Consider the following 13,986-nt stretch of genomic DNA (forward strand, 5'->3'; position numbering starts at 1 on the left):
ATAAAAGTCTCAAATACAATCACGGCCGCCGTAGCCTCAGTCGCACCCTCCCGTGACTCCGATTCTCTTGTTCAATCCTTTATCCCTTTCAAAAGATCACACAGCAGCTTTTTCTTGCAGCCTCTTCTTGACTTTCCGAACCTTTGTTTGGTAAAATGAAAGAGGAAAAATGAAGGGGGCAGAACAATGGAGCGACAGAATGCGGAAAAGATGCGGGCGTTAGAGCAGGCAGTCAAGCAGATTGAAAAAGATTTCGGCAAAGGCTCGATTATGAAGCTTGGCGAGGCCGCTGCGAAGATGAACGTAGAAGTAATTCCATCAGGCGCATTGTCCTTGGATGTCGCCCTGGGCGTTGGCGGTGTGCCGCGGGGGCGTGTTGTGGAGATTTACGGACCGGAGTCGTCTGGTAAAACTACGGTTGCGTTACATATGATTGCGGAGGCGCAGCGTTTAGGCGGCGTAGCCGCGTTTGTTGATGCCGAGCATGCGCTCGATCCAGTATATTCCCGTAAGCTGGGCGTAGACATTGACAACTTATTAATTTCACAGCCGGATAATGGCGAACAGGCGCTGGAAATTACCGATGCTTTAGTGCGCAGTTCCGCTATTGACATCATTGTTATCGATTCGGTGGCCGCGTTGGTTCCTAAAGCGGAAATTGAAGGCGAAATGGGCGACTCCCATGTGGGGCTTCAAGCGCGCTTGATGTCGCAGGCCATGCGGAAATTGACAGGCGCCATCAGTAAATCTCGTTGTACTGCGGTTTTTATTAACCAGATTCGAGAAAAAGTAGGGGTCATGTTCGGCAATCCGGAAACAACGACAGGCGGTCGGGCGTTGAAGTTTTACTCCACCATTCGTCTGGACGTGCGGCGCATTGACAGTGTTAAACAAGGCAACGATATCATTGGCAATCGCACCCGGGTTAAAGTTGTAAAAAACAAGGTGGCGCCGCCTTTCCGGCAAGCAGAATTTGATATTGTGTACGGCGAAGGCATATCTAGAGAAGGAATTATCTTGGATATGGCGACCGATTTGGATATTCTTGAAAAGAGCGGTTCCTGGTATTCGTATCAAAGCAATCGGCTGGGACAAGGAAGGGAAAACATCAAACAGTTTTTCAAGGAAAACCCGGCAGTGGCAGATGAAATTGAAGTGCAAATTCGGCAAAAACTCCTTGGCAGCAAATTGCCGGCAGAAGAGGCGGAGGAAGCTAAAACTGCGAAAGAAACTGGGAATGACGAATGAATACGTCCCGTGAAGTAGTAAAAGCGGCGCTGCAGATGTTGCAGCGCCGCTTTTACAGCAAACAGGAATTGGCGGAAAAATTGCGGCGTAAGGGAGCGGCGGAAGAAGCGTTGCAGGAAGCGTTAGCACAATTGGAACAGTGGAATTACCTGAACGATCAGCGCCTTTGTAAACGCCAAGTGCTGCTGAAAGTGCAGGAAGGACGCTACGGGCGCTTGCGCATTGAGCAGATTCTCCGACAAAAGGGCTTTGCCGGAGAGGATGTAGCAGAAGCCTGGGCAGCGCAGGAGGACGAGCTGCCTGGCGAAGAGGAAAGGGCTTTGCGGCTATTACAAAGACGTTTTCGTTCCGGCGGTGAAGAAGAACAACGTTTACTGCGTTTTTTATGGCAAAGAGGATTTTCGGCGGCTGTGGCGCGGCGAACCGTGGCTTTGTACTTGGCGGACAACGGGGCGTCTTCTTGACACTGTTGTAAAAACCAAGTAAAATAAAATCGTTAACTCGCCAGAGGTTGACAACATCCATACGGTCATTTCCTTGCCGAGATGTCGGGGGGATGCTTAGGTTTGTTGATGCAAAAGCCGAGTGATAGCTCGGCTTTTCCTTTATGCATAACAAGAGGTCTCGTGATGCGTCTCGGCATGGAGAACGATGCCGTACTACAGATGAACTAGAGCCATATGAAGTAGTTATAAAAAAAGGAGGTGTCGAGTTATTATCGAAGTAATTGCAGCAGCCGTTGTCATGGGAGCAGTCGGAGTCGGAGCGGGATATTGGATTCGAAAAAGTACCGCAGAAGCCAAGATTGCCTCCGCAGAGGAAGCGGCGCGGAAAATTGTAGAAGAAGCCGAGCGGACCGGAGAAGCGCGAAAAAAGGAAGCTTTGGTGGAAGCCAAAGAGGAAATTCACCGTTTGCGCGTGGAAATGGAACGTGAAGGCAAAGAACGTCGTGGCGAATTGCAGCGTCTAGAACGTCGTTTGGTTCAGAAAGAAGAAAATCTGGATCGAAAAATGGATGCTGTGGAAAAAAAGGAAGAAGTTTTAGGCCGTAAGGAAGGCGAAGTAGAGCGCGCCCAGGAAAAAATTAATGCGGTCTATGAAAAGCAGTTGGCGGAATTGGAACGTCTTTCCGGCATGTCGTCGGAAGAGGCGCGTACGTTGTTGCTGGCTCGGGCACAAGAAGAAATTCGTCATGAAACAGCTATTATGATCAAAGAACTGGAGCAGCAGGCGAAAGAAGAAGCCGATAAGAAGGCGCGGGAAATCGTGTCTGCGGCGATTCAACGCTGTGCAGCCGATCATGTTGCTGAAACCACAGTTTCTGTGGTAGCCTTGCCTAATGATGAAATGAAGGGTCGCATTATTGGTCGTGAAGGCCGCAATATTCGTACCTTGGAAACATTGACAGGCATTGATTTGATTATTGACGACACGCCGGAAGCGGTTATTCTTTCCGGCTTTGATCCGGTGCGCAGGGAAGTTGCCCGCTTAGCTTTAGAAAAGCTAATTACCGATGGCCGTATTCACCCGGCGCGGATTGAAGAAATGGTAGAAAAAGCCCAGAAGGAAGTTGAGCAGCGCATTAAAGAAGCCGGCGAACAAGCTACCTTTGAGACCGGCGTTCATGGTTTGCATCCTGAAATCATTCGGCTTTTGGGCCGTTTGAAATATCGCACCAGCTATGGACAGAATGTTCTTAAACATTCTATTGAAGTATCTCACTTGGCTGGCGTTATGGCTGCCGAGCTGGGTGTGGATGTTATGCTGGCGAAACGGGCCGGTTTGCTCCATGATCTAGGAAAAGCAGTGGACCATGAAATGGAAGGGTCCCATGTTACCATTGGCGGTGATTTGGCGAAGAAATTTCGTGAGTCGCCGGAAGTGGTTAACTCCATCTTGGCGCATCATGGCGATGAAGAGCCGCGGACAGTGCAAGCAGTACTTGTGGCGGCGGCAGATGCCATCTCGGCAGCTCGTCCGGGCGCCCGCAGGGAAAGCTTGGAAAGCTATTTGAAGCGTTTGAGCCGGTTGGAAGAAATCGCCGAGTCCTTTGAAGGCGTAGAAAAATCCTTTGCCATTCAGGCAGGCCGCGAAGTGCGCATTATGGTCAAACCTGAAAAAATTGACGATTTAGCGTCGGTTCGCTTGGTACGGGATATTGTTAAACGGATTGAGAATGAACTGGAATATCCGGGACAGATTAAAGTAACGGTAATCCGAGAAGTTCGCGCTGTTGAATACGCAAAATAACGAAAAGAAACGACCTTGTTTAAGGTCGTTTCTTTTCCTTCTGCTTTGATTGGCTACAAGGCGTGCATAGCGCTGCAGCAAGGGGGAGAATTATGAGTAAAGTAATGCAGGAAGAAGCATTTCCAGAAGGCGTCAATCTATTGTTTGCTATTTTGACGCGGTATCCGGAAATCGGCTATCTGGAGTTGGGGGCGGAAGAACGAGTTCTTCACTTGACTTTCTTTGTACAAGAAACCTTGGAGGAAGAACGCGCGCGTTCGCTGGGAGAACTGCTGTTTGAAAGCGCAACCGCCTATCATTTGTTGGAGGGGTATGTGTATGACGCGATGGAATTTGAATACTCTTTTCATGAAGGCGTGACTTTTTTGACGATAGTGCGAGATCTGAACAGCTTGTCGCGCGGCGAAATTTCCGTGTTGGTGGAAGTGCTGAAGGATCAGTTGGGAGCCGAGTTAGTGGTAGATTATCAGGCGGAGCTGCCTCCGGGAACGGAGGAAATACCCGGAGATGAAGAGTATTTAGATGGTTTATTTCAAAGCATCCGCCGCTTACCGCCGCAAACCTTGATTGGTATTCGGGAAGAGGGACGCGTGTTGGTATATACGCAGTGAGGAGGCCGTTTTGAAAGTTCTCTTTGTTGGTGATATTTGCGGTCGTCCGGGACGACAGGCGGCGCAGACTTTGATTCCCGAGCTGCGGCGCGAACTGGATTTGGATTTTGTCATTGCTAACGGGGAAAACGCCGCAGGCGGCGTAGGCTTGACTCCTGACATTTTGCAGGAGTTTTTACAGCAAGGTGTTGACGCGGTAACAAGCGGCAACCATATCTGGGATAAGCGGGATATTTTCAAATGCATTGATGCGGAGCCGCGTCTTTTGCGCCCTGCCAACTATCCGTCCGGGACTCCCGGGAGGGGCTGGGGGGTGTTTGAAACTCCCTTTGCTCGTATTGCCGTTGTGAACTTAGCAGGCAGGGTGTATATGCCGCCTGTGGACTGTCCGTTTCGAGCGGCTGACGAGATCTTGCGCCAGATTGGCAGCAAGGCGGATTTGATTGTTGTGGAAATGCATGCGGAAGCGACTTCGGAGAAAAAAGCCTTAGGTTATTACTTGGACGGGCGTGTAGCTTGCGTGGTGGGAACGCATACCCATGTACAGACTGCGGATGAGCAGGTTCTCCCCCAAGGTACCGTTTATTTAAGCGATTTGGGCATGACTGGGGCGGATAATTCCATCCTTGGCATGGATAAGGACATTGTGCTGCAGAAGTTTCTGACTGGTTTGCCAGTGCGTTTTGAAGTGGCCTCTGGGGCGGCGTCTTTATGTGGATTTTATGTAGACTTTGATTTGCGGCGGAAATGCGTTCATGAATTTCGGCGCATTCAGAAAGCCTTATAATTTGCGCTTGTTAAAATTGTTTGAATTTTTTTCTGTAAGAAAAAGGATTTTTCTTTCTAAAACCGAATACCTCCTTTATGTGTACCGAACATCGAGGCTTTATACGACAAAGGAGGTCAACGGAAATGGAAGTTTTAAAAGTATCAGCAAAGTCGAATCCTAATTCGGTCGCAGGGGCGCTGGCAGGGGTATTGCGCGAACGCGGCGGCGCGGAAATGCAGGCGATTGGCGCAGGAGCCTTGAACCAGGCTGTCAAAGCGGTTGCTATAGCCAGAGGATTTGTCGCTCCTCATGGAGTTGATTTAATTTGCATCCCGGCCTTCACAGATATTCTGATTGAAGGGGAAGAGCGGACTGCAATGAAGTTGATTGTAGAGCCGCGCTGAAACAGAGTTCAGAGAAAACCTGTTCATTCGCTGAACAGGTTTCTTATTTTTTATAAGAGGTGTATGACGATGAAAATAGAGTGGCTTGGAAAGAATACGGCAAAAGGAGCTGCGGTGGTTTTACCGGTCTTTCAGGGAGAAAATTTTCTGGGAGAAGAAGGCAAGAAAGTAGATGCGCAGCTGCAGGGGCGTTTGAGCGCTTGGCTAGGACAGGAAGTCTGCTGTAATGACAAGGGAGATACCTTTCTGCTCCGTTCCTGCCAAGATGATTTGCCTGACCTTTTTTTGCTGCAATTTGGCAAGCGCGAGAAGCTAACTGTCCAAGGGGTTCGTTTTTGTTTGGGCCAGGCCGTACGCGCGCTGGAAAAAGCCAAAGTCTCTCAAAGCATTTTTCTTTTTGATGAATTGGCTTTGCCGCTGGAAGAGAGCGTCTATGAAGCGGCTTTGGGAGCTATACTGGGAGGATACCGTTTCGACTGCTATAAGAGTAAAAAGAAAGAAACGGTGCTGCAAAAACTATTTTTTCAGACCCGGCAGGCAATAACACCATCGTTAGAACAGGCGATGCAAAATGCCATTGTAACGGCGGAAGCCGTGCTGCAAGCCAGAAACTGGGTCAATCAGCCGGCGGCAGTTATGACACCGGAAAAGATGGCGGAAGAAGCGCAGCGTTTGGCGACGCTGCATGGCATGGATGTAGATGTTTGGGACGCTGCGCGGATAAAAGCTGCCGGCATGGGGGCATTGAGCGCCGTGGCTCAGGGCAGCGAGGCGCCGCCGCGGCTTATTGTACTGCGCTATTGCGGCGGGGTTAAAGGCAAGCCTTGGGATGCCGCTTTTGTAGGCAAAGGCATTACCTTTGACAGTGGCGGCATCAGCTTGAAGCCGGGCGATGGCATGCAGGAGATGAAAGATGACATGTCCGGGGCGGCTGCCGTGCTGGCGGCGATGGATGCAATTGCTGCTTTAAACTTGCCAGTGAATCTTTTGGCAGTGCTTCCTTGTGCGGAAAATATGCCTTCCGGTAAAGCCCTGAAACCGGGAGATATCGTAACCGCCATGGACGGACAGACCATTGAAGTGATTAACACCGATGCGGAAGGGCGCCTTATTTTGGCGGATGCTGTGGCTTACGCCCGGCATGAAGGAGCGCAGCGCATCATTGATGTAGCGACGCTTACCGGCGCTTGCATGGTGGCTTTGGGTCGAGTGCGCAGCGGTCTTTTGGGCAATGATTCAGCTTGGACCGATTTGATTGTGGCAGCTAGCGAGCAAGCAGGGGAGAAAACTTGGCTGATGCCGCATGACGAAGAATATGCAGAATTGTTGAAAAGCGATATCGCGGATTTGAAAAATACTGGAGGCCGCTATGGCGGCATGATTACGGGAGGTCTTTTCATCGGCGCTTTTGCCAAGGAAACGCCTTGGGCGCATTTGGATATCGCAGGTACAGCGACACTGCTTAAGACTTCGGGGGCTTGGGTGAAAGGAGGCAGCGGCGCTGGGGTGCTTACGCTGCTGGAAATCGCCAAAAGTTTGGTGCGGTTATGAGTGTAGATCTGCATATTCATACGCTGGCTTCGGATGGACGGTGGACAGCGCTGCAAGTCTATGAGGCGGCTGTCGCAACTGAACTGAAGATGGTTTCTATTACCGACCATGATACTACGCGGGCGCTGGAGGAAGCGGAAGCATTTGCCTGGCCCGAAGGGCTGCAATTTGTTCCGGGCATTGAATTTAGCACCGACATTCCAGGTCATGAAGTGCATGTTCTAGGTTATGGAATGGATTGGCGGCGGTCTTTTTTTCAGAAGGAATTGGCCTTGCTGGCGGAAAGCCGTCAAAATAGAGCGGGAGAAATGGTAGACAAACTAAGAGGGCTTGGCTATTTTTTGAAGCTGGAGGATGTGGCGGCTCAGGCGGGGGGCGGCTCTATCGGCAGGCCGCATGTAGCAAGAGCCTTGGTGGCTATGGGCGCCTTTGCTACTGTGGGGGAAGTGTTTCACGCACTTTTGCATAAAAATGGGCCGGCTTATGTGCCGCATCGCCGTCTGAAATATCCTGAGGTAATCGAGTTGATTCAAGGGGCTGGCGGCGTAGCGGTGATGGCGCATCCCGGACTGGCGGGAGACGACCAGGTTGTGAAAAAAGTGTTGGCCGCCGGCGCAGAAGGACTGGAGGTATTCCATCCGATGCACACAAAGCAGCAGCAACAAGAATACCTTGCTTGGACGCAGGCAGCCGGAATTCTGGCTACAGGAGGGTCTGATTTTCACGCAATTCCCGGAAGGTTTCCTGAAATGCTGGGCGTATTTCAGGCGCCAGATACGATAGTCTTGGAATTGCAGCTGGCCATGGAAAAGCGCAAACTGTAAGCTCGGTCTCCCTTGACAAAGCGAGGGAGTTTCCAGTAAGGTGATAGAAACAGAGGATTTTATGAAAGGAGGCATGCTATGGACGTGTTTGCATTCGTTGGGCCAAGTGGTACTGGTAAGAGTCATCGGGCCTTGATTGTCGCGCATGAACAGGCTGCAGATGCCTTGATTGATGATGGTTTGTTCATTAAGGACAGTAAAATTATTGCCGGTAAATCGGCTAAAAAGGAGCCCAATAAGATTGGCGCGGTACGCCGGGCTATTTTTACGGATCCGGAGCATGCCGCCGAAGTAAGAGAAGCGATTGAAAGGGTCAAGCCGCAGCGTATTTTAGTGCTGGGAACTTCCGATGGCATGGTGGAAAAAATTGTTAGAATTCTCAAACTCCCGCCTATTCAAAAAATTATTCGCATTGAAGAAATTGCCAGTCCGACGGAAATTGCTAAAGCTCGTAAAGCCAGGCTGCGGGAGGGGAAACATATTATTCCCGTGCCGACAATCGAGTTAAAACCCCATTTTTCAGGATATTTGGTGGATTCATTGGAAATTTTCAGCCGCCGTTCTTCGGCGACGCGGCGCAAGCTGGGCGAAAAATCCATTGTCCGTCCTACGTTCAGCTATTATGGCAAGCTGCTGATTGCCGATGACGTTCTGGTGGCGGTAACACAGAAAGAAGCTCTGGACACAGATTTTATTGCCAAAGTGGGGAAGGTGCAAATTCGCAAGGTAAAGGACAAGGGAGTCCAAATTACTGCGGATTTGGTGGTGCGCTTTGGGACGGTAATTTCTCAAGAATTGCCAGCGGTGCAACGGCGTATTCGGGAAGCTGTCGAATATACAACAGGCATGACGGTTTTTGAGGTCAATTTGGTGGTGCGCAGCTTGAGCATGGATTGATTATCCAAGAAAAGCGAGGCTGAGAAAATGGAAGTGTACACAGGACGCATTGTACTTTACGGAGTGCTGGCTGGCGTACTGAGCGGGATGCTCGGCATTGGCGGCGGCATAGTGCTGGTACCTGTTATGGTATCTCTTCTTGGTTTATCTCAACACGAGGCTCACGCTACGTCTCTGGCGGTGATCATTCCGACTGCGGCTGCTAGCGCCCTCGTCTATGGTTTGCACGGCCAACTGGATTTTAGTGTTGCTGCCATGTTGACGGCAGGCAGTGTCGTCGGCGCCGCTGTGGGGTCTCGCTGGATGTCTAAGATACCTGCAGCGCAGCTTAAACGCATGTTTGGCGTATTTTTGGCGCTTGTTGGCCTGCGAATGGTGGTGGGCGGCTGATGGAAGCGTTGGCGGTTATTGTCTTAGCGGGAGTATCGGCTGGTATTTTAAGCGGCCTTATGGGCGTTGGCGGCGGCATGATCTTGGTGCCGATGATGGTGTTTCTCATGGGTATTCCGCAGCATGCGGCGCAAGGTATTTCGCTTTTGGTCATCATTCCGACCGCTTTGACTGGTTTGTGGCGTTTTCATCGCCAAGGGATTGTCAGATACAAGGTGGCTTTTTGGTTGGCTCTCGGGGCTGGTTTCGGCGCTTTAGGCAGCTCCGGCTTGGTGCAAAGCATTCCACCTGAGATGTTGCGCCGTTTTTTTGGCGTATTTGTCATTTGCATGGGCCTGCGCATGGCTCTGAACAAAAAGAAGTAAAACATAAGGACGCTTTCTTGAGGCCTGTCAAAGGCTCTAGGGAAAGCGTTTTTTCTATTGACGCTTTTACAGCGAGGGGATTTGCGGCTATAATAAAAAAGATAGACTTTTAGTATTAATGGGTACGTAAAGGAGTTGCCATGAACGGTTTCTATTGCATTTTGACCTACGGATGCCAAATGAATGAGAATGACTCGGAGAAAATGGCCGGACAGCTGGCTTCCCAGGGGTATCTGGCGACAGATAATCTGGAAGAAGCGGACGTAATTGTCATCAATACGTGCTGTGTGCGGGAAAGCGCCGAGAAAAAGATATACGGGAAAATTGGCGAATTAAAGCGCCATAAACAAGAGCGCCCCCATATACGTATTATCATTACAGGCTGCATGGCGCAAAAGGACAAAGAGCGCCTTTTGCGCAAAGCGTCTCACGTGGATTTGGTTATGGGAACCAATATGATCCACCATTTGGCGGCATGGCTGGGGGAACAACGCACCGGCGAGAGGTCGGTGCTGGCGGAAGCGGAAACGCAAATTGTTGAAGAAATGCCGGTGGTGCGCAAAAGCGGCGTAGCCGCTTGGGTGCCGATTATGTTTGGGTGCAATAATTTTTGCACCTATTGCATTGTTCCGTACGTTCGGGGGCGGGAGCGCAGCCGGGAGCTAGCTGATATTGTGGAAGAGGTACGGGGGCTGGCGGCCGAAGGCTATCAGGAAATCACCCTTCTGGGACAGAATGTGAACTCTTACGGCAAAGGGACGTCCAATACCTTTGCGGCGCTGCTGCGGGCGCTGGATGATATTCCCGGCCTTTTGCGTATTCGCTATATGACGTCGCATCCACGCGACATGGACGAGGCAGTAATTGAGGCTGTGGCGCAAAGCAAGCATATTACTACGCATTTCCACCTGCCTATTCAAGCAGGGAATAATGAGATTTTGCGGCAGATGAACCGGGGCTATACGCGGGAGGATTATTTGGAACTTGTGCGCAAAGTCCGAGCTGCTGTACCAGACGCGGTGCTGACTACGGATTTGATTGTCGGTTTTCCTGGAGAGACCGAAGAAATGTTTGCTGATACCTTAGCATTAGTGGAAGAGGTTGGTTTTGACGCTTCGTATACCTTCTTATATTCCAGCCGTTCAGGAACGCCGGCTGCTGAAATGAAGGAGCAAGTGCCTTTGGCTGTGAAGAAGGAGCGCTTGCAGCGCTTGCTTACTTTGCAGGAAAAAGTAGCTTTGGCTTGCAATGAAAAATTGCTTCATACTTGTCAGGATATTCTTATAGAAGGGCCCAGCAAAACCAATTCCAAGCATTGGGCTGGTCGTACCCGCGGCAACAAGTTGGTGCTGTGGCCGCATCAGGCAGGACAAAAGCCAGGGGATTTGATTCAGGTTCGTATTACCAAAGCGCAGACATGGATTCTCAAAGGGGAATCAGTGTAACCAAAGGGGGAACCGGTTATGGCGACAGCCTATACGCCGATGCTGGAACAATATAGGGAAGTAAAAAGCCGTCACTCGCAAGAAATTCTTTTTTTTCGTTTAGGCGATTTTTATGAGATGTTTTTTGAAGATGCGGAACTGGCCTCGCGCGAGCTGGAAATCACCTTGACCTCGCGGGAAGGCGGCCAAGGGAAACGCATTCCTATGTGCGGCATTCCCTATCATGCGGCGGAAAACTATTTATCGCGGTTGGTGCAAAAAGGATACAAGGTGGCCATTTGCGAGCAGGTTGAAGACCCCAAACAGGTCAAAGGGCTGGTGCGGCGCGAAGTGGTGCGCATTGTGACGCCGGGGACTTTTTTAGGAGAAGTGTCCTTGAGCGAAAAAAGCAACCACTATTTGGCTCTTGTTCGAGAAGGGGAAAATGGGCGAGTGTATCTGGCGGCGGCGGATTTGTCTACCGGAGAATGTTTTTGGAGCGTCATGGACGGTGAAGGGGAAAAGCCGCTTTTATGGGATGCCTTGTATCGTCTGCAGCCTAAAGAGATTATTGTATCCGGGCATTTAAGCTATTGGACAGAATTGGACGATTTTTCGCAGGATCGCTTGAATTGCCGCCCGGAGCAGCGGGCGTTCGCGCCGGAGGCTGCGTCTTTTGTAAAACAACATTTTGCGCCAGAGGAGCAACCGGGCGACAAGGAAGCCGGTCAAACAGTGGAGCATCTTTTATGCTACTTGCATGAGACCGTTAAAACTAATTTAGCCCATATCAATCGGTTGGCGGAACAGACGCAGCAGCAATATCTTCTGCTGGATGCGTCGACGCTGCGCAATTTGGAGATTACCCGCAACCTTCGCGACGGAGGCAGAAAAGCGACGCTGCTGCAGGTGCTGGATTTTACGCGCACCGCTATGGGCGGCAGGCTGCTAAAGCACTGGCTGGAGCAGCCGCTGCGGTATCCAAAAGATATTACCAAGCGCCATGAGGCGGTAGAAGAATTGACTGGCGCGCCGCTGCTGCGGCAAGGGCTGATAGAGGCGCTGGAAGGAATTTATGATTTCGAGCGCATTGTCACCAGGGTGGAGCTGGGAACCGCCAATGCCAGAGATCTGGTGTCTTTGTCCCAGTCGCTGGCGCAATTGCCGGCGCTGCGGGATGTGCTGAACCAGGCGCAGAGTCCGCTGTTGCGCGAGCTATACGCGACCTGGGAAAGCCATGCGGAGCTGGCTCAAGAGATTGGGACGGCTTTTGTAGAGTCCCCGCCTGTTTCGGTGCGTGAAGGCGGCATGATTCGCAGCGGTTATGACAGTGAGCTGGACGAACTGCGAGAAGTGGCCCGGGACAGCAAATGCTGGGTCCAAGAATTTGAGCGTTCGGAGAAGGAAAAGACAGGCATTCGTTCGTTGAAGATTGGCTATAACAAGGTGTTTGGCTATTATCTGGAGGTTACCCACGCGAATACCTCTGCGGTGCCTGCTTATTTTCAGCGCAAGCAGACCTTGGCTAATGCCGAACGGTATATTACGCCGGAATTAAAGGAATTTGAAACTAAAATTTTGGGCGCCCAGGAGCGTATTGTGCAACTGGAATATCATCTGTTCTGTCGCTTGCGCGACCGGGTGAAAGAAGAGCTTTGCGGACTGCAGGCTACGGCGCGGCGCGTGGCTGTGCTGGATGTACTGCATAGCTTTGCCGACGCTGCTGTGCGCCATCAATATGTGCGTCCCCGCCTTGAAGAAAACGGCAGCATTCAGATTCAGGATGGTCGGCATCCAGTTGTTGAGCGTCTCCTCAAGGGCGAACTGTTTGTGCCTAACGATACGCAGCTTTTCCCAGGGGTGGAAGACGTTATGGTTATTACCGGCCCGAATATGGCGGGGAAATCTACGTATATGCGCCAAGTGGCGCTGTTGGTGCTTATGGCGCAGACAGGCAGCTTTCTGCCTGTGCGCAGTGCGGTTATTTCGCCGGTAGACCGGATTTTTACCCGCGTCGGCGCCAGCGATGACTTAGCAACCGGTCAAAGCACCTTTATGATGGAAATGAATGAAGTGGCCGCCATTGTGCGCCACGCTACGAAAAACAGCTTGGTTGTTCTCGATGAAATCGGTCGGGGAACCAGTACTTTTGACGGGATGAGCATTGCCCGGGCCGTAGTGGAATACATCAAGAAACAGATTGGCTGCAAAACGCTCTTTGCCACGCACTATCATGAACTGACAGAACTGGAGAACGCTTGGAGCGGTATTCGCAACTACTCGGTGGCGGTGCGGGAAAAAGGCAATAATGTTGTTTTTCTGCGGCGCATTGTGCCGGGCGGAGCTGACAAAAGCTACGGCATTCATGTGGCGCAACTGGCGGGGCTGCCGTCAAAAGTCATTCAGCGGGCTAAAGAAGTGTTGGCTGATTTGGAAACCTGCGCCGTCAGAGAAGCAACCGCGCCGACAGTCAGAAAAGAAGAGCCGCCGCTCACCTTGTTCGGCAGCGCTTTGAGTGAAGAACTTTTAGCGTTGGATGTAATGAGCCTGACGCCCATTGAAGCGTTGAATACGTTGTTTCGCTTGCAAAATCAAGCTAAGGAAGAAATGGGGCGCTAGGCATGGAAGATATTATACAGGTATTAGACACGCATACAGCAAACCAAATAGCCGCCGGCGAGGTGGTGGAACGGCCGGCGTCGGTAGTCAAAGAACTGGTGGAGAACGCTATTGACGCCGCCAGCCGCAATGTAGAGGTGGAGATCGCAGCCGGAGGCTGTGAAAGCATTCGCATCAGCGATGACGGCTGGGGTATGAGCGCCACGGACGCGCAGACGGCTATGCTGCGTCATGCTACCAGTAAAATACGCAGCGCTGATGATTTATACCATATCGCCAGCCTGGGATTCCGCGGCGAGGCGTTGCCGAGCATTGCGTCTGTTTCCCGTTTTACCCTGACTACAAGGCGTCAAGAGGATGCCTTGGCGACGCAAATTGTCATGGAGGGAAGCCAAACGCTGGAAGTGACCGAAGCGGGAGGCGGCGTGGGCACAACTATTTTAGTGCGGGATATTTTCTTTAATCTTCCAGCCCGTCTCAAATTTTTAAAAAAACCGGCTGCGGAAAGCGCCCAAATCCACGATATTATAACGCGCCTTGCCTTGTCACATCCGGAAGTGGCCTTCCGTTTAATTAATAACCAGCGGTTGGTGCTTAGCACAAATGGCAGCGGGCGTTTGGAAGATGTGATTGC

Annotated in this window: 14 protein-coding genes; all 14 read left to right on the forward strand. The window is 51.1% G+C overall.

Going from position 1 to position 13,986, the window contains the following annotated elements; all coding sequences use genetic code 11:
* Positions 1-186 precede the first annotated feature (186 nt).
* Positions 187-1,248, forward strand: coding sequence for a recombinase RecA (gene recA / locus PHF27_RS09655; protein WP_300069127.1), 1,062 nt, complete (start codon positions 187-189; stop codon positions 1,246-1,248).
* The gene (locus PHF27_RS09660) at positions 1,245-1,712 is read left to right on the forward strand and encodes a regulatory protein RecX (protein ID WP_300069130.1); all 468 of its coding nucleotides are present in this window, start codon (positions 1,245-1,247) and stop codon (positions 1,710-1,712) included. Before recA ends, PHF27_RS09660 begins: the two co-directional genes overlap by 4 nt.
* A gap of 250 nt (positions 1,713-1,962) precedes the next feature.
* Entirely contained in the window at positions 1,963-3,498 is a 1,536-nt protein-coding gene (rny, locus tag PHF27_RS09665) for a ribonuclease Y (RefSeq protein WP_300069163.1), read from the forward strand.
* 92 nt (positions 3,499-3,590) lie between these two features.
* The gene (locus tag PHF27_RS09670; protein WP_300069133.1) at positions 3,591-4,109 is read left to right on the forward strand and encodes a hypothetical protein; all 519 of its coding nucleotides are present in this window, start codon (positions 3,591-3,593) and stop codon (positions 4,107-4,109) included.
* Between the two features lie 10 nt (positions 4,110-4,119).
* Positions 4,120-4,896 carry a TIGR00282 family metallophosphoesterase gene (locus PHF27_RS09675; protein ID WP_300069136.1) on the forward strand — a complete coding sequence of 259 codons (777 nt, stop codon included), beginning with the start codon at positions 4,120-4,122 and terminating at the stop codon, positions 4,894-4,896.
* Between the two features lie 125 nt (positions 4,897-5,021).
* Positions 5,022-5,282 carry a stage V sporulation protein S gene (locus PHF27_RS09680; RefSeq protein ID WP_018704418.1) on the forward strand — a complete coding sequence of 87 codons (261 nt, stop codon included), beginning with the start codon at positions 5,022-5,024 and terminating at the stop codon, positions 5,280-5,282.
* Between the two features lie 69 nt (positions 5,283-5,351).
* Entirely contained in the window at positions 5,352-6,833 is a 1,482-nt protein-coding gene (locus tag PHF27_RS09685) for a leucyl aminopeptidase (RefSeq protein WP_300069140.1), read from the forward strand.
* Complete coding sequence (locus tag PHF27_RS09690) at positions 6,830-7,657, forward strand: PHP domain-containing protein (protein ID WP_300069143.1); 828 nt, start codon at positions 6,830-6,832, stop codon at positions 7,655-7,657. The genes PHF27_RS09685 and PHF27_RS09690 overlap by 4 nt, the downstream gene beginning before the upstream one ends.
* 78 nt (positions 7,658-7,735) lie before the next feature.
* The gene (locus PHF27_RS09695; RefSeq protein WP_300069146.1) at positions 7,736-8,554 is read left to right on the forward strand and encodes an Asp23/Gls24 family envelope stress response protein; all 819 of its coding nucleotides are present in this window, start codon (positions 7,736-7,738) and stop codon (positions 8,552-8,554) included.
* Positions 8,555-8,581: 27 nt separating this feature from the next.
* Positions 8,582-8,944 (forward strand): sulfite exporter TauE/SafE family protein, encoded by a 363-nt coding sequence (locus PHF27_RS09700; protein WP_300069149.1) that lies wholly within the window; start codon positions 8,582-8,584, stop codon positions 8,942-8,944.
* Complete coding sequence (locus PHF27_RS09705; RefSeq protein ID WP_300069151.1) at positions 8,944-9,309, forward strand: sulfite exporter TauE/SafE family protein; 366 nt, start codon at positions 8,944-8,946, stop codon at positions 9,307-9,309. The genes PHF27_RS09700 and PHF27_RS09705 overlap by 1 nt, the downstream gene beginning before the upstream one ends.
* 140 nt (positions 9,310-9,449) lie before the next feature.
* Positions 9,450-10,754: a tRNA (N6-isopentenyl adenosine(37)-C2)-methylthiotransferase MiaB gene (gene miaB / locus PHF27_RS09710; protein ID WP_300069154.1), complete on the forward strand. Its 1,305-nt coding sequence runs from the start codon at positions 9,450-9,452 to the stop codon at positions 10,752-10,754.
* A gap of 18 nt (positions 10,755-10,772) precedes the next feature.
* Positions 10,773-13,352, forward strand: a complete 2,580-nt coding sequence (gene mutS, locus PHF27_RS09715) for a DNA mismatch repair protein MutS (protein ID WP_300069157.1) — start codon at positions 10,773-10,775, stop codon at positions 13,350-13,352.
* 2 nt (positions 13,353-13,354) lie between these two features.
* Positions 13,355-13,986: DNA mismatch repair endonuclease MutL (mutL, locus tag PHF27_RS09720; protein ID WP_300069160.1), on the forward strand; the 632-nt coding region annotated here is incomplete at its 3' end.

The sequence above is a fragment of the Anaeromusa sp. genome, assembly GCF_028691475.1.
GTDB lineage: Bacteria > Bacillota > Negativicutes > Anaeromusales > Anaeromusaceae > Anaeromusa.